Annotated in this window: 11 protein-coding genes and 2 pseudogenes; 4 read left to right on the top strand and 9 right to left on the bottom strand. The window is 46.3% G+C overall.

Annotated elements, in window-relative coordinates:
* Positions 1–197 precede the first annotated feature (197 nt).
* The 5 genes and pseudogenes from QUB06_RS11210 to QUB06_RS11230 form a co-directional block, all read right to left on the bottom strand.
* Positions 198–386 (bottom strand): hypothetical protein, encoded by a 189-nt coding sequence (locus QUB06_RS11210; protein WP_333435345.1) that lies wholly within the window; start codon positions 384–386, stop codon positions 198–200.
* A gap of 148 nt (positions 387–534) precedes the next feature.
* The gene (locus QUB06_RS11215) at positions 535–1464 is read right to left on the bottom strand and encodes a transposase family protein (protein ID WP_333435346.1); all 930 of its coding nucleotides are present in this window, start codon (positions 1462–1464) and stop codon (positions 535–537) included.
* Between the two features lie 67 nt (positions 1465–1531).
* Positions 1532–1786 (bottom strand): hypothetical protein, encoded by a 255-nt coding sequence (locus QUB06_RS11220; RefSeq protein WP_332985310.1) that lies wholly within the window; start codon positions 1784–1786, stop codon positions 1532–1534.
* Between the two features lie 24 nt (positions 1787–1810).
* A complete protein-coding gene (locus QUB06_RS11225; RefSeq protein WP_333435347.1) occupies positions 1811–2194 on the bottom strand; it encodes a hypothetical protein in 384 nt (127 codons plus the stop codon).
* Between the two features lie 4 nt (positions 2195–2198).
* A pseudogene (locus QUB06_RS11230) lies at positions 2199–2453 on the bottom strand (BrnT family toxin).
* Positions 2454–2516: 63 nt separating this feature from the next.
* Between QUB06_RS11230 and QUB06_RS11235 the strand changes: the two are divergent.
* The 4 genes and pseudogenes from QUB06_RS11235 to QUB06_RS11250 form a co-directional block, all read left to right on the top strand.
* Positions 2517–3155: a histidine phosphatase family protein gene (locus QUB06_RS11235; protein ID WP_333435348.1), complete on the top strand. Its 639-nt coding sequence runs from the start codon at positions 2517–2519 to the stop codon at positions 3153–3155.
* A 148-nt stretch (positions 3156–3303) separates the two neighbouring features.
* Positions 3304–4071, top strand: a complete 768-nt coding sequence (locus QUB06_RS11240; protein WP_333435349.1) for a YebC/PmpR family DNA-binding transcriptional regulator — start codon at positions 3304–3306, stop codon at positions 4069–4071.
* A 10-nt stretch (positions 4072–4081) separates the two neighbouring features.
* Complete coding sequence (locus QUB06_RS11245) at positions 4082–6463, top strand: restriction endonuclease (protein WP_333435350.1); 2382 nt, start codon at positions 4082–4084, stop codon at positions 6461–6463.
* Positions 6464–6513: 50 nt separating this feature from the next.
* Positions 6514–6708, top strand: a pseudogene (locus QUB06_RS11250) (YebC/PmpR family DNA-binding transcriptional regulator); the annotation flags it as partial.
* A 9-nt stretch (positions 6709–6717) separates the two neighbouring features.
* On the opposite strand, the gene QUB06_RS11255 reads toward QUB06_RS11250, so the two are convergent.
* From QUB06_RS11255 to QUB06_RS11270, 4 genes are all read right to left on the bottom strand, one after another.
* A complete protein-coding gene (locus QUB06_RS11255) occupies positions 6718–7320 on the bottom strand; it encodes a Uma2 family endonuclease (protein ID WP_333435351.1) in 603 nt (200 codons plus the stop codon).
* A gap of 120 nt (positions 7321–7440) precedes the next feature.
* Positions 7441–9315, bottom strand: coding sequence for an adenylate/guanylate cyclase domain-containing protein (locus QUB06_RS11260; RefSeq protein ID WP_333435352.1), 1875 nt, complete (start codon positions 9313–9315; stop codon positions 7441–7443).
* A 159-nt stretch (positions 9316–9474) separates the two neighbouring features.
* Complete coding sequence (locus QUB06_RS11265; RefSeq protein WP_333435353.1) at positions 9475–12783, bottom strand: PAS domain S-box protein; 3309 nt, start codon at positions 12781–12783, stop codon at positions 9475–9477.
* Positions 12784–13160: 377 nt separating this feature from the next.
* Positions 13161–16280 (bottom strand): AAA family ATPase, encoded by a 3120-nt coding sequence (locus QUB06_RS11270; protein ID WP_333435354.1) that lies wholly within the window; start codon positions 16278–16280, stop codon positions 13161–13163.
* Between the last annotated feature and the right edge of the window lie 51 nt (positions 16281–16331).

The raw sequence follows: 16331 nt of genomic DNA on the forward strand, positions 1-16331 counted from the left end.
GCAATTTGCGATCGCTTATTTCAAAAAAATTAGATAAGCTAAGCATAAGGTCATGCCTCATCTTGGGGTTCGCCAATCGCACGCTGGAGTGCATGGCGAATGTGGATAATCCTCACCGTTGGTATAGGTTGATCGTCAAAAATAGTGAAGAGTATGCGATACGTGGTTTTACCACTTCCATACAGAAGCTGGCGAATCTATTGGCTGAAAAATGCGTTTTCACGGGCTAAAACACAACGACGCGGCATTTCTTGGAGTGAGGAAATCGCTTTAATCAGGCCCTGATACCATGCTTGAGCGCGTTCGGGAGTCGTGAATTGGGAAAAGTTCAGAAACGCTGCATCAGCTTCAGATTGAGCTGTACTAGAAAAGTCAATGCGATACATTAGACATCTCCGAAAACACTCAAAGCCTCTGTATAGTTAAGTTCTAGGACGTAAATGTAATCATCGTAAATTAGCTAGTGTGTACGATGAAACCCGAGTTGGAGATATTTATTGTTGATAATTATGCCAAAATATTGAGGAAGCTGTGTTAATTTTCATCCGAGCATTTCCCCGCTTTTCCTAATGGTAATATTAAGGCTCCAATTCGCAACCTTACTATTCCACAAATCGTTAAAATTACTTGCTCATATTTTTGGGGGTTTAATCTAAATCTTTCTTGGGCAACTCGAAATATCTTGACCGTTCTAATTCGATGTTCCACAAAAATTCGGCGAGCCGAAAACGCTTTGTTTTGTTCTTTTTGTTCAGTTGTTAATTCTCGGTTTCTGGGTTTTTTAATGGGAGTTGTTATTAAATCTTCTCCAACGTAAGCTTTATCTCCCTTAAATATGAGTTGAGGGTCAAACTCGGAGCGATATTCCCGGAATAAGGTTATATCGCTTTTAGGTCCAGGTTCCCCTGCCACAACATCAACTATATCTCTACCATCTGGCATGATAATTATTTGACTTTTGAATGTATGATTACTCTTCTTGCCTGAAAAGTATTTTTCTTGTTCATCCTTAGATCCAGGTCTCTCTCTGACTTGTTCGTAGGTATCTACTATTAATTCATATTCTGTGAGTATTTCCTTAACTATTGCATGGTCAGCAGCGTTTTTTTTTACTTGTTCCAGCAAGCTAGATGGTAGCAATTGTCGCAGGTGCGGCAACCAATAGTTAAATGTATCATTAGCTGTAGACTCACTTACTCCAAACTGGATGCCCAGAAGTTGAAATGTTGTCATATGCCTCAGATAGACCAAGGTTAAAATTATTTGTTCGGGAAGAGATAGTTTGGGTTTTCGACCTCCTCCACCAGCAATAATTCTCACTTTCTTTGCTTCTAGTAAAGCTTGTTTTTCATGATGTAATCGTTCGGCATTTTGGAGCAATTGTTGTAACTCTTCATAGGCCAGACCAATTAATCGCTGTGTTTCTTTAGGATTTTCTTCAATATGATTCAGGATGTCGCTCATCTTTCTGTGTAAAAAAAGGTCTCTTATGTTCTTTTACCACATAATGTTACTATTTTGGAGATGTCTATTATGCTTCCAAAGAAAGTCCGTATTTCTGGTTTTGTCTATCGACAAACTCTTCCAGAGTAGAAAACTGACCCCGATCGAAGTCATCAAGTCCGCGTTGAATCCCTTCTAATGCCTCGAAGAAATCGCTTTCATCAAAGCTAAGTCCGAACGCGATAACAGCTAGGGTAACGCTGGTTATATCTTGTCCTGTACTTTCCGCCCGTTGGCGCAGCAGTGCTTCGATTTTCGGTGGTAAGGTGAGTGTAAGAGTCATAAAAGTTATGATGAATGGTTAACTTTATTTTCTAACTTTATTTTGGCATAGGTAGCCAAAACGATCGCTCCCTAGACTATCTGCCCATTGCTTAACCCGATCGTGCCCCATGCCCGTCTTGTTTGTCTGGTAATCTTGCAAGGCTGCGAGACTCTTGGCGATCGTTTGTTCTTCGCTGAGGGGTTGAAACTCATTTGCTGTGTCAATTTCTCCAGTAATTCTAATCAAAAACCGCAGAGCTTCATTTACTGCTTCAGAATCGGGAAACATCTCTGCAACATCCGGTTCTAAACGAATTTTTACACCACCAAAGGTCTTTCGTCCAGATCCTACGCTTCTTACACGCAAATTCCTCAAATCATATTCCGACCGAAGATCATCGTCCATCCCTGTTTCATCCTTATTCATAAACTTATCGCTCCACTCGTGTTACTTTTCGGGCGCTAATCATAGGAATAAAATCTGCTATTTCTGTATACGATACTATCAATAAATTACCTTGCGGGGACTCTCCAACAATAATATAGCGAGCTTCTTCATCAGAGCGATACGGAGCTTAGAAATCGACGTAGAGGGGATCGTCAAAAACCGTTCTGGCTTCCTCACATGAGATGCCATGCTTGGACAAATTTACCGCAGCCTTGTTTTCATCCCACTCGAATTTCATAAAGATCCCAAATCAGCATCTTTGATATAATATTACATCAAGAAGCCAAATTCAAACCAACTCATGCCACAAACAGTCTGGATCGCACGACACGGAAACCGCATCGACTTCGTTAACCCCGACTGGTTTCTCACCGCAGAACGCCGCTACGATCCTCACCTTTCCGAAGACGGTCACGTTCAAGCCCAACAACTCGCTAATCGCCTCAAAGGTGAAGGAATTTCTCATATTTTTGCTTCCCCTTTTCTGCGAACAGTCCAAACAGCAAATCACGCGGCAGAAGCTCTCGATTTGTCAATTAAACTAGAGTGGGGACTGTGCGAATGGCTGAATCCGGAATGGATGACAGAAATGCCAGAAACTGAGTCCGTCGAAGCTTTGTGCAGGCGTTTTCCCAGGATTGATGCTTCCTACAAAGGCGGTATTGCTAATTATCCCGAAACTGGGGAAGCTTGTCTTAAAAGGGCGGGGGAAACGGCTAAACGCCTCGCGGCTGAGTTTCCCGAAGATATGTTATTGGTAGGTCACGGTGCGTCGGTTTTAGGAACTGCGATCGGGCTGGCGGGCGGTGCGGAAACGGAAATAAACGCTTCTTTGTGCTGTTTGGTGAAAGTGGTGCGCGGTGAGGGAGAATGGTCGATCGCACTTAATGGCGATACTTCTCACCTGACTGACTCTGAAACCGCGATCCGGTTTAATTAAAGTTGAGATTCGTGCCAAAAATCGCATTTTATGCTATGTGTGTAAGGTGCGCGGCAGAAGAGCACCCTACGTTAATCTGATTAGTCTCAATCTGGGTGTTATTGTTTAATCTCGATCGCACATTTTAAATCCAAAAGCTTAAATCGGTATGGCAGGACACAGTAAGTGGGCGAATATTAAACGCCAAAAAGCTAGAGTAGATGCCGTTAAAGGCAAGGTTTTTGCTAGAATATCTCGCGAAATTATTGTCGCGGCCCGCAGCGGAGTTCCCGATCCCGCTGGCAATTTTCAACTGCGAACGGCTATAGAAAAAGCCAAGGCGGCGAGTATTCCTAATGAAAACATAGAAAGGGCGATCGCCAAAGGTGCTGGCTTAGCCGGGGGAAGTTCGGATTTAGAAGCTATTCGCTACGAAGGTTACGGCGTTGGCGGGGTTGCTATTCTAATTGAAGCGCTGACAGACAATCGCAACCGCACCGCGGCTGACTTGCGAGAAGCTTTTACTAAAAATGGCGGCAACTTGGGCGAAACAGGTTGTGTGGGCTGGATGTTCGACCACAAAGGAGTTTGTACTGTACGCGGCCCGATTGATGAGGAACAATTGTTTGAAGCGTCGCTAGAGGCGGGTGCGGAATCTTATGATTTGATATTAATTGATGAGGATACTGAAGGTGCAGAGGTATTTACAAGTGTGGCTAATTTGGAACAGTTGGCTGATGTTTTGAAACACAAAAAATTTGCAGTTTTGCAGTCGGAAACTCGCTGGATTCCCAGCAATACAGTGGAAATAGACACTCCTGAAAAAGCCCGATCGCTCCTCAAGTTAATGGATGCACTGGAAGATTTGGACGACGTGCAAAGTGTGACGGCGAATTTTGAAATGACAGATGAATTGATGTCTTCGGTCATGGTTTAATGGTTGAAAGATGAGGGTTCGGGAGCGTCCTGCTGGCACTGCAAAAGACGAAAAATCGCCAGCGGGACATCGCGCTACACTATTATTACCAGGAAACGAATCCCCATCTGTACGCGAGTGGGGAGTGTCAATCCAACGCATTGCTCAAAAAGCTGCATTGAAAATCTCAACCCACAGTAAAGCCATGCTAGATAACAACGAAAGCAAAATAGACAGCACCCACTCACAAGAAGTTCTCTCAGCAACCGAAGTATCAGAAACCAAGGATCGCTCCAAATCGGAGGTGCAGGCTGAACCTGGGGATAAATCCAATTGGTTCGGTTCCGTTTTCGGAGCCGTTTCTGCAACTGCGAGTGCGTGGGGGGATGCGGCGACGAGTGCGGGAAGTGCGGCCGCGAATACTGCGAGTGCGTGGGGGGATGCAGCGGCGAGTGCTAGAGATGCGATTGTTGTTAATACCGCGAGTGCGGTAGGCAATGCCGGAAGTGTGATTGTTAATAGCGCGAGTGCAGTTGGAAATGCAGTAGGCAGTGCTGGAGGTGCGATTGTTGTTAATACCGCGAGTGCGGCAGGCAATGCCGGAAGTGTGATCGTGAATACCGCAAGTGCGGTAGGCAATGCGGTAGGGAATGCCGGAAGTGCGATTATTAATAGCGCGAGTGCGGTGGGGAATGCCGGAAGTGCGATCGTGAATACTGCGAGTGCGGTAGGGAATGCGGTAGGCAATGCCGGAAGTGCAGGACTCCAATTTCCCAATTTTTTGGATTCAGCCCTCGGTTCGATTTCCCAGAGTCCTATCTTGAAAAAACTGACTGAAAATTTCAAAATCGACTGGTTAGTTAATGCGATCGATAAAGTTGATGTAGTGACTGCCGAGGGGCAAGTTCGAGAGTTGCAGCGCCAATATCCTCACGAGAAACCTCAAGAAATCGCACATCGCTTAATGGTGGAAAAAGCCTTGCTAGCGGCAGGAAGTGGCTTGGTTAGCAGTTTAGTTCCGGGCGCAGCTTTGGCATTAGCTGGCATGGATTTAGCGGCAATGACGGCGTTATCCGCCGAGTTGGTTTATCAAATAGCTGCCGCCTATGGAATGGATTTGCAATCGAGCGATCGCAAAGGAGAAGTTGTCGCTATTTTCGGTTTATCCTTGGGTAGCAATTTAGCGATCGAAGCTGGAGTTACGCTGGTCAGCAATATTCCCTTGGCGGGTGCGGTGATTAATGCTAGCGCCAGTGCGACAATGATTTACGCGCTGGGATACGGTGCTTGTCGGTTTTATGAAGCGCATCTCGATTCCTCGAAAATCGAAACCAAGCTCGAAGATTTACAAGAAGTCTTGCAAGCGGAAAGTGAGCAATATTTAGAGAAAGCGATCGCACAAGAAACGGTGATGGATTGGATTTTGGTGTATGTCGTCTATGCCAGCAAAAAATTCACCCGATGGGATGAGTTATTACCGGAATTACGAGCGGCGAATTTAAATCCCAGGACTTTAGCTGAGATTGAAGCTGTGACAAATAAGTCTAAATTGCTTCCCAAGTTGGATATTTTACTCGCACAACTCGAACTTGACTTTGCCGAACCACTTTTAAAGCGATGCACTGAGATAATCGAGGCTGACGGTGAAATTAATCAACAAGAGGGGAAAATTTTGCTGGCAATTCAACGGGCTGTTTTGAGCAAAAGAAAGCAAGCTCAAAAGCCAGCCCAGCCAACTTCGATCGAGGATGCGGTACCGCCACCCACTGAAGCACAAACTGAAGTCCAAGCTGAGTCACAAATTCCCTTTTTATCTTCTGATTCTCCTTCTACTAATAAGTTGAGTTCGAGTCTGCTGCAAAATTTCCAAAAAATCATAAAAGTTGCTGGGCGATTAGACGTGCCAAAGATTGCGAATTTAATAGATACTGAATCACAAGCTCCCCCCTTATCTTCTCATTCTCCTTCTACTAAGTTGAGTGCAATTCTGCTGAAAAAATTCAAGCAGATTTTAGCAGGTTCTACGCGGTTAGAAGTGGCAGAGATTGGGTATTTAATCGATCAGGTAGATCGCATGACGGGAGAAGAGTTTGAGGAATTTTTAGCCTGCTGTTTCCGCAATCTCGGTTATGCGGTCGAAATGACACCCAAAACGGGGGATTTTGGTGCGGACTTGATTCTCTCTAAAGCCCGCAAGAAAACCGTTGTCCAGGCAAAACGCTATCAAGGAAAAGTGGGAAATTCCGCCGTGCAAGAAGTGGTTAGTGCGGTTAAGTATTACGGGGCGCAAGATGCGATCGTTATTACAAACAGTATGTTTACATCCAATGCTCATAAACTGGCTCAAGCGAATGGGGTACAACTCTGGGGAAGAGAACAGTTAATTGATTTAGTGATGCGAGCTAAAAAATAAGGTATCTATGAACCAATAATCCCAGTCTCTGAAAGAGCGGGGAGTGTCATTTGAAACAAAAAACTTTTGCTGTTTTGCAGTCGGAAACTCGCTGGATTCCGAGCAATACAGTGGAAATAGACACTCCTGAAAAAGCTCGATCGCTCCTTAAGTTAATGGATGCACTGGAAGATTTGGATGATGTGCAAAGTGTGACGGCGAATTTTGAAATGACAGATGAATTGATGTCTTTGAGTATGGTGTAACGATCTAAATCACCAGATTTTTGCCATCCGCAAGACAAATCCCGGTAACTCTGGATCGCCGCTGACTGTTTCAGGATTATCTAAGATTTCAGGTTCGCGATCGGGACGGTAGATGTAGACTTTTCTGTTTTTGCGATCGAGCAAAAAGCCGAGCGATACACCGTTGTCAATATATTCTTGCATCTTCTTTTGCAATCCCTTGAGAGCGTCACTAGCAGACCGCAATTCAATCACAAAGTCTGGACAAATCGGTGCGAATGAGGCTTTTTGTTCTTCAGTTAAGGCATTCCAGCGCTCTAGTTTAATCCATGAGGCATCGGGGGAGCGGGTTGCTCCATTCGGCAAGGTAAAGCCTGCACTGGAGTCAAACGTTTCACCTGTGCCATCTTCTTCTGCCCAGTTTGCAAGTTGCTGAAAAATCTTACCGTTTCGATTCCCTGTATCTGAAAAAGCTGGTGACATGATAATGACTTCCCCACTGGCAGTACGCTCAATTCTCAAATCGCGATTAACTATACAGAATTCATAGAACTGTTCAACAGTCATCGATTGGATCGCAGGGAAATTGACCGTCAGTGGGACGCTTTCGGTTTGAATTAGCAGCGTCGTCATGGTTTTTCCTCAGTTGGTGCAGGGGTGATAGAATACCTTGAGCTTATCATATCTTAGCTTGGCGATCGCAAGTCTTAGTTGATCGGGGAATCGGAGGCTGGTATCCGTTTTTGGGCGGTGTCAATAATCTTTTTTCCCAGTCAGTAAATAAGTAACCATGTATCCCTTGCCCTTAACTTGAATAGCGCCGCGCTTCTGAAAAGTATATTTATCTTTTAATATCTCGTAGGTTTCGGCGGTGACTTGAATGCAGCCGGTAATCCCGTGGGATTCCATGCGCGAAGCAATATTTACTGTGTCGCCCCAGAGGTCATAAATAAACTTTTTTAAGCCGATCACGCCGGCAACGACAGGGCCACTGCTAATCCCGATCCGAATGCTGAAAGGTTCCGAATGTTCTAAACTCAGGAGCCTAATTTCGTGCAGCATATCGATCGCCATGTTCGCAACCGCCTCGGCGTGATCGTTTCGGGGCGTAGGCAAACCGCCGACAACCATGTAAGCGTCACCAATAGTCTTAATTTTCTCCAAACCGTGGCGATCGGCCAAGTGGTCAAAAGCCGAAAAAATATCGTTGAGCACTTCCACCACTGCAGTCGCTGAAATTCTCGACGAAAGTTCTGTAAACCCCACAATGTCGGCAAACATCACAGTTACTTCCGCAAAACTTTCGGCGATATTGTGTTCATTGTCCTTCAAACGCAGGGCGATCGCTGCGGGCAAAACGTTCAGCAGCAGTTGCTCGGATTTAGCTTGTTCGAGTTCCAACTGTAGGTAAGCAGCTTGCAACTGTTCGGCTTGGCGAATTCTTTCTCCGGCTAGCTTTTCGATTTGGGCGGTGCGACTCAAAGATGTCAGCATATATGTCACCGGAATCAGAGTCCACAGCATCCCCATCGTCAGAGTTCCCCAAGAGCGCCAGTGCTTGCGAAGCCTGCGAATTTCCGGCGTTGCCGACACGTACATAGACCACTGGCGGCCGCTAATTTTCAGCCGCCTTCTGCAAGCTGTATAGTTCGGGCCTGGATTGTCAAGAATCGGGCAGTTTTGCATGAGGGAGGGTTCCGCAGCGGCTGATGCTGGAAGCACTTGTTGGCTCTCGGATTGGAACTGCACCGCAAATTGCTGAATTTGCCCCTCAGCAGGGAGATTTTTGAGAACCGGGTTGGCCCTTTGCGGTAACAGCGACGCTGCTTGTTGCTTGTCTGGAGCCTCGCTAACGAGATAAATAGTGAGGTAGTCGGTATTGCGTCCTTTTAAAGAGGTTTGGAAAATATCTTTGCCTCGAAATACGCCCAGAACAAATCCTTGTAGCCGTTGGCGACGGGATTCCAGGGTAGTGGGTTTACTGCTGTTTTCGTAAATCGGAACTATAGCCAAAAGACCTAGTTCCGGGGAATTGCCCTGAGTTAAGCCGATGTAGTTGGTGACAATCATTTCTCCTGTATCGCGCCCTCGATCGAGCGCGGCGCGGATTTCTGGGTGGGAGGCGAGGTCAAAGCCTAATACTGTCTCGTTTCCGGCTGGTGGTTCGACGTAGAAAGCCGGGAAGTATTCGGAACGCTGGAGGGCCTTGCGGAGTTCTCCTCGCGGGCCGCGCTCTGTAATCTCGAAGCTGGGCTCTGTTTCGGTTCTAGCTTTGGTTTCGTAGTTGCGCCGCTCGGAATTGGGGACGCGGGGGGCCCAAGCCAGGAGTTGCAGGCTGGGGTGGACGGATAGGGGCCGGGCGACAAACCTGGCAAAAGAGGAACGCTCGACGGCGCTGAAGGCTTTCATGTAGTCGCTGAGGGCGAGAACAGTATCTAAGTCGGAGTTAAGCTGGCGTTCGATGGCGAGCGAAATATCGTCGATGCGGCGGTTCATTTCGTAGTCGCGGCGCTTGTCTTCCCAGTCCCAAACCAAGGCGAATGTGAGAAGCGACAGTCCCACACCCAAACCCAGCGTCAACCCGGCTGGAATGTAGCGAGACCAGGATAAAGGTAATTTTTTCAGCATATTTGCCTAGCGAATAAGGGCAGCAGATTAGCACACCGCTGAGTGCGATTTGTTCCGGTCTCTGAGTGCGGTTAATTCAAAACCCTGATAACTCAAGCACCGACGGCAATTGGGAATTAAAAGTTAGATATTTAAACTTTTAGATTAATTTCCGATCGCTCAGCAGGGGATTTCAATCCAGAATTCCGCTCCCTGTCCGGGCGCTGAGATGCACCGCAGGCTTCCCTTATGTTTTTCTACCACAATCTGATGGCTGATGGATAATCCCAAGCCGGTTCCAGCCCCTACGGGCTTGGTTGTGAAGAAGGGGTCAAATAGCCGCTTGCGAACGTCTTCGCTCATTCCCGGGCCACTGTCGGCGATGCAAATTACAATGCGATCGCAATCACTGAGCTGGTTTTTACTGTGGCTTTTCATGCCAGCTTTTTTCATGAGGGTGCGAATCACGATCGTCCGAGGTTCCGGTTGGTTTTCTAGAGCGTCGATCGCATTGCTGATAATATTTAGAAATACCTGGTTTAACTGACCTGCACAACAGTGAATTTTCGATATTTTTCCGTATTCTTTAATAACTTCAATCCCGCTTTTTAGACTTCCTTGATGCAACCTGTGCTGCAAAATTAACAGCGTACTGTCAATTCCTTCATGAAGGTCTACCCACTTCATTTCTGATTCATCCAGTCGCGAAAAATTCCGCAGCGACAACACAATTTTACTGATTCTTTCTATTCCTACTGTCATGGAGTTTAGCATTCTGGGCAAGTCTTCCTTCAAGAAATCTAGCTCTAAGTCCTTAACTTTTTCAGCAATCTGAGGCACTGGGGACGGATAGCATTCCTGGTAGAGACTTAACAGTTCAATTAAATCGTGAAAATAGTTGTATGTGTGAGAAATATTGCCGTTAATAAAAGTTGCGGGATTGTTGATTTCGTGGGCGATGCCAGCCACCATCTGACCGAGGCTAGACATTTTTTCTGATTGAACTAATTGGATTTGAGCGTGTTGTAGCTTTTCGTAGGCTTCTTGCAATTGGGCTGCTTGTTTTCTCAATTGAGATTCGGAAGCTTGGAGTGCGGCGGCGGAAATTTTGCGGTTGGTTATATTTTCAATCATCCCTAAATTGTAAATGGGTTTTCCTTCGCCGTCTCGAATCAAAGTAGCTGTCACGTTTACCCAAACAATTTTACCGATAGCGGTAATCTGGCGGAGTTCGATTTGATAGTGAGTAATTTCTCCCCGCTCCAGAGAATCAGCAACTTGGAGATTTTTTGGAGAATCTTCGGGATGTCCAAGTTCAATAAATGTTTTGGCGAGCAATTCGGCTGCGGTATATCCCAGCATTTCGCAGTAAGTTTTATTAACTCTCACTAACTTGTTATCATCTAAATTAGCTAAGTAGATAGCGATCGGTGCATCTTCAAAAATTGTGCGAAATAGTTCCTCGCTGGCCCGGACTTGAGCTGCTAGGGAAAGCCTATCGGTGATGTCTTCAAACGTAGACAAAATGCCGACAACATTGCCGGAATTGTCGTGTAAAGGTATTTTATTTGTATCCAGACAGCACTGGGTGCCGTCGGCTTGCATTTTGGATTCTAGGATGTGATATTCTGGGGTGTTTGTTGCCATGATGCGACGGTCGCAGGCTCGAAAAAATTCTGTTTCTTCGGGCTTCCAGGGCATATCGAAGTCGGTGAGACCGGCGATTTCACTGGGGTGATTGAAACCTGCGACTTTGGCAAAGTTTTTGTTGCCTCCCAAGTAAACTAAATCTCGATCTTTCCAGGCGATTAACTGAGGGATGTTATTGATTACCAACCACAGCATATTTTGGGATGTTTCCAAGGCTTCCGTGCGTTCTAGGACGCGCTTTTCAAGTTCTTGATTGGCTTGTTGCAGGGCGATTTTTGACTCGCTGAGGGCGATTTCTGCTAGCTTGCGATCGCTGATGTCGATTGTCACCCCTTCCCACAGTATATCGCCCCCCGGTTGCAGTTCAGGGCGAGCGATGCCACGAATCCATTTCAGTTTTCCCGCTCCTGTTATGATCCGCCCTTCATATATCCAAGGTTTGAGAGTTTGGCCTGAAATTGCGATTGATTCTAACAGATTGTTTAGGTCTTCTGGATGCACCATTGACCACATTAAATTGGAGTTTTGTTGAAATTTTTCAGGCTCTAATTCGTAGAGTTCCCAACAGCCGGAACTCACATAAATGAATTCATTTGAACCGTCGGGATGCAGCAAGTATTGATAAATCATTCCCGGCACATTGGCGGCCATTTTTTGGAATCTGGCTTCGCTTTGCCGCAGTGCTGATTCTGCAAGTTTGCGATCGCTAATGTCAATCAACACGCCGTCCCAAATAATGTCACCTTTTTCGCCCTGTTCTGGCCGGGAAGCCCCGCTAACCCACTTAATCCGATCGCCCGGAAAAACAAATCTGCCTTCCCACCGCCAAGGCTCTAAAGTTTGAGCTGAGATAGCAACAGATTCATGGAAGCTTGGCGCATCGTCTGGATGAATCATTTCGATCGCGGGAATAGCTGAAATTTGGAGTACCTCTGGTTCTAATTCCCAGAGCTCGCGACAGCCGGAACTGACGTAGGGGAATGACACCGTGCCGTCTGCTGCTAACTGAAATTGATAAATCATTCCCGGAACGTTGGCGGCTAGTTTTTGAAACCTCGCTTCGCTTTGCCGTAGTGCGGTTTCTGCTTCTACGCGATCGGTAATATCGTAAAATGCCGATAAAATTGCGGCTTCGCCATTAAAATTAATCGCTCGCATCGACATTTTTACCCAAAAAAAACTGCCATTTGCTTTCTTGAGGCAGATTTCTTCGCGGTCGGCCAAGCCGTTTTGTTTGACTAATTCTATCAATTGACTGCGGTCATTGATATTGGCATAAAGTTCATTTTTTTTTCGTCCGATAAGTTGTTCGCAACTCACACCTAAACTTTCTCCGAGGGCAGAATTTGCATACAAAATTACGCTATCTTCTAGGCGCGTAATTGACATGGGAACGGGAGTCACAGTGGCGATCGCCCGCAATCTTTCTTCGCTTTCTTGGAGGGCTGTTTCGGCGGCTACTCTTTTGCTAATATCGTTCTGAACTCCGATAAAATGAGTTAATTTCCCCTTATTGTCTAGGATGGGGGAAACCATTAATTCGTTCCAAAAAGGAGTTTTGTCTTTGCGATAATTTTTGAGAACTACTTGAATTTCCTTTCCCGCTTGCAAGCTGCGGCGGAGTTTATTTAATTCAGCCTGATCTGTATCGGGGCCTTGCAAAAACCGGCAGTTGCGTCCAATAACTTCTTCGGTACTGTAACCGGTCAGTTTCTCAAAAGCTGGATTGCAGTAGATAATAGGTGTGTCAGGCTTGCGAGCATCGGCGATGAGGATGCTGTTGCTCGACGCTGCGATCGCCCGCTGTAGGAGAGACAGGTTGAAAGAGTCTGTTGTCATCGGTGGCAATATCCAAATTCCCAGGGAGGGGACAGAACAATAAAAATTTATAAATAGCTTGAGCCATTCTTATTGTATAATTTTATTTTCAATTTAGCTTTTTTAACAAAGTCAGCAGCCCAAAAAAGCCGACGTGGGAGACGACTAATACCATTTTAGATTTTAGATTTTAGATTGGCAATGACTGATTCCATTATGGTTTGGGGCACGGGCATACAGTTGCCTCCTGGTTTAAAAGTAGTACCACCGAAGGAATTCGGTACTTATCCAGAAAACAGAAGATGAAAATACCGAATGCGGCAAGAAAACCGAAGGTGAAAATACTGATATTTTCAACTTTTTTTCTTCTTTTGCTTCCATCCGGCTCGTGAACCCTTTTAAATTGACAAGCTAAGGCAAGAACCCTGAGCAGTTTTGCTTACTTCAATTCTGGCTTGAAAAGCTTCTTTCAGGTGGGGCATATGGGTAACGGTGAGGATGCAGGCGAAGTCGGAGGCGATCGCATTAATTGCAGCAATCAGCCGATCGCACCCTTCAGCATCCTGAGTCCCGAATCCCTCATCAATAATCAACATTTGCAAAGCCGTGCCCGCCCGCTGAGACAGCAGTCTCGCCAGCGCCAGCCGAATCGCAAAATTAATCCGAAAAGCTTCACCGCCCGAGTAAGTTTCGTAGGCGCGAGTACCGCGAGCATCAGCAATTAAAATGTCTAAAGTGTCAATCAATTTAGTTGCTTTTTTAGAAGCAGCCGCTCGCTGAGTAATAAATTGAACGTGCAATTGATTCGCGCTCAATCTCGACAATATCTGATTGGTTTCAGCTTCAAGTTGAGGCAAAACATTTTCAATCATTAAAGCTTGAATGCCGTTTTTACCAAATGCTTGACCCAACTCTTGATAAACTCGCTGCTGGCGTTTCGCAACTTGCATTTGCTCTTTTTGAGCTACTAGCTGAACTTGCAGATTTTCCAGATTTTGCTGCTGCTGCTGGAGGCGTCCGAGACTTCCCAAATGTTGGTCTAACTGCTGGCGGCGGCGACTGATTTGCTGTTCGATCGCACTTATGCGGGCTGTGGGATCGGGATGTTCTTGCAACTGCTGGTTCATCGCGGCAGTTTGAGCGCTGACAGCTTGCAAATCTCGATCGCGCACGGCGATGGAATTTGCTATTTCATTAACCCGCTGCTGCACTTGCGGGTACTGCACAGTTGCCGATCGCAATTTTTCGGCGCGGGCGATCCAAAACTGCTCTCGGCGCATTTCGTTCCGCACGTGTTCGTGCTGTTCCAAATTATAGCCAATTTCCGCAATGTATCTATCTAAAGACAGAATTTGCTGCTGTATTTCCGAGCTATTTTTTTGCTGTTCTAACTGTTGCTGTACGGTGGCTAATTGAGTTTGCAAATCCGGGCGGCGGGCATTAATTTTATTCAGTTTCTGCTGAGCGTCTTTGATTTGAGCTTGCTTAATTTCCGCCCACCGCAAGCGCTTTTCATCGCTGCGGGCGAGGGAGTGGCTGCGATCGCTGTAATTGAGCTGTTGCAGTTGCTGTTCGATTTGCTGGAGTTCGCCCAAATCCTCCGCTGCATACTCGCCGGTGCGTAACAACCGCTCTATTTCTGCAGCGTCTTGACGCATACTTTGCAGTCGGTTTTCGTCTTGGCCCAGGCTATCTAATTGTGCTTGTAAATGACTGCGGCGTTCCCGCAATTCTTGGTAGGGCGCTAATTCCTCTTCTAGTTCGCGGTATTCATGTCTGAGAACTTGAATTTCGCGCTCGGAGACGGCCAACTGTTCGCGCACAACCCACAGTTGGTTCCAAATTTCCTGCTGTTGGGTGTGGTGTTTTGTGACTACCAAATTCCAGTAGTGTTCGTCTAAAGGTCGATCGCACAAAGGACAATTGCCAAAATTTGCATCCCGCACCATTAAATGCGAATTCGATGGCTCGTTTTCTGCAAAATTCGAGGCTTTACCTTCGCCTGCAGTTTTTTCTCCTTCATGTTTCCGCAGCAGTTGCAGTTTTTGGTCGATCTCGGCCAGTCTGGTTTGATAGTCGCGGCTTTTTGCTTGCAGGTTTCCGAGAAAGTCGTGCCTTTCTTGACCTTTTTCGCGGACTCGCTGCTGATAAACTCGCTTGTTTTCCAACTGCAAAATTTGATTGGCGATGGCCGAGATTTCCTGCTGTAATTGCGGCTGTCGCTTCTGCTGCTGAACTTGCACCTGTCGGTTGATTTCGTCTAAGCGGGCGGTTAAACCGGCGCGGGCGCGATCGAGCTTTTGTTGCTTTTGCTGCTGCTGTTGTAGCAGCGGCGAAACTTGCAGTTGCAGTTGCTCTAGTTCGTTGAGGCGCGATCGAACTGCTTGCAACTGTGCGAGTCCTTTATCAACCTCCGGTTGCTGTTTGAGAATTTCCAGAACATCTTTTTCATCTTGTTCTAAAACCTCTAATTGAGCTTGCAACTGCTGAATTTTGCTTTGCAAAAAGCTCAGTTCTTGCCGTTGCTGTTCTTGCAATTGCTGACGCTGATTTTGGGCTTGTTGGTTGGCTTTGAATTTGCCAGCCAGAGTCTCTTCTGTCGCTTGCAAGCTGTGGAAATACGCAATGCCTGCTGTTATTTCCTTTTCTTGCCCTAGGAGGGCTTGTAGCTCATTTTGCTGCTGTTTGGCTGCGCTGAGTTCTTGCTGCAAACGGCGGCATTCTTGAGAGATATTGTAGTGCTGTTGCTGGTGGCCGGCGAGGAGTTTTTGCCAAGTTTGGCGGTTGTGGTGCTGAAGTTGCAGTTGCTGTAACTCGGTTGTGTCGGCTTGCTGCTGCTGCTGAAGCAAATCGGTTGCTTGCTGCAATTGAGTTTGTTCGGAAGCGAGAGCCTCTTTTTGTTGCAGTTGCTCTTGTACGGTTAGCAAACTCTGTTTGAGTACATCGACTTGAGCTTTAAATTGTTTGGAGGTATCCTTGGCTTGTTCGGATAAAGTGTCGTAGGAGTCGAGTTTGAGCAGGTTGGCTAAAACTTGCTTGCGTTCGATCGGCTTTTTGAGCATAAATTCATCAGCTCGCCCCTGCCGCAAATATGCCGAATTGATGAAAGTATCGTAATCTAGTTTGATGTGTTCGAGGATTTTTTGCTGAGTTGTTCTCAGCCCCTTGTCTGTGAGCGTGCGAAAATTAAGTTTTTCCTCACTCTCGGCAGAATTCAAGCTGACTTGAAATTCCAAACTTCCCGATTGTCCGCGTCGGCGGTTGCGAATCACCCGGTATATTTGGCCGCCGGTGGAGAAAGTGAAATCAACGCGCACATCTGTTTCGCCGATATGGATGATATCGTCTTCCGTATCGCTGCGGCAACAGCCCCAAAGTGCCCAGGATATGGCTTCTAAGAGGGAGGATTTGCCAGCACCGTTAGGCCCGCAAATGCAAGCGGTGTGCAGGCCGCGAAAGTCTAAAGCAGCTTCGCGATAGCTGAGAAAATTTTTGAGTGTAAGTTGTATAGGAATCATTTAGGCCATCGCGCCATACAATCTATCTATAAATAACACTATTTGTACGCT

It is taken from the genome of Microcoleus sp. D2_18a_D3 (assembly GCF_036702455.1).
GTDB lineage: Bacteria > Cyanobacteriota > Cyanobacteriia > Cyanobacteriales > Microcoleaceae > Microcoleus.

Excerpts from the sequence above, each read along its gene's own strand:
- QUB06_RS11260 (WP_333435352.1), bottom strand. The coding sequence starts at position 9,315 with ATGCTGAAAAAATTACCTTTATCCTGGTCTCGCTACATTCCAGCCGGG.
- QUB06_RS11235 (WP_333435348.1), top strand. The coding sequence starts at position 2,517 with ATGCCACAAACAGTCTGGATCGCACGACACGGAAACCGCATCGACTTC.
- QUB06_RS11225 (WP_333435347.1), bottom strand. The coding sequence starts at position 2,194 with ATGAATAAGGATGAAACAGGGATGGACGATGATCTTCGGTCGGAATAT.
- QUB06_RS11265 (WP_333435353.1), bottom strand. The coding sequence starts at position 12,783 with ATGACAACAGACTCTTTCAACCTGTCTCTCCTACAGCGGGCGATCGCA.
- QUB06_RS11220 (WP_332985310.1), bottom strand. The coding sequence starts at position 1,786 with ATGACTCTTACACTCACCTTACCACCGAAAATCGAAGCACTGCTGCGC.
- QUB06_RS11210 (WP_333435345.1), bottom strand. The coding sequence starts at position 386 with ATGTATCGCATTGACTTTTCTAGTACAGCTCAATCTGAAGCTGATGCA.
- QUB06_RS11215 (WP_333435346.1), bottom strand. The coding sequence starts at position 1,464 with ATGAGCGACATCCTGAATCATATTGAAGAAAATCCTAAAGAAACACAG.
- QUB06_RS11245 (WP_333435350.1), top strand. The coding sequence starts at position 4,082 with ATGAGGGTTCGGGAGCGTCCTGCTGGCACTGCAAAAGACGAAAAATCG.
- QUB06_RS11255 (WP_333435351.1), bottom strand. The coding sequence starts at position 7,320 with ATGACGACGCTGCTAATTCAAACCGAAAGCGTCCCACTGACGGTCAAT.
- QUB06_RS11270 (WP_333435354.1), bottom strand. The coding sequence starts at position 16,280 with ATGATTCCTATACAACTTACACTCAAAAATTTTCTCAGCTATCGCGAA.
- QUB06_RS11240 (WP_333435349.1), top strand. The coding sequence starts at position 3,304 with ATGGCAGGACACAGTAAGTGGGCGAATATTAAACGCCAAAAAGCTAGA.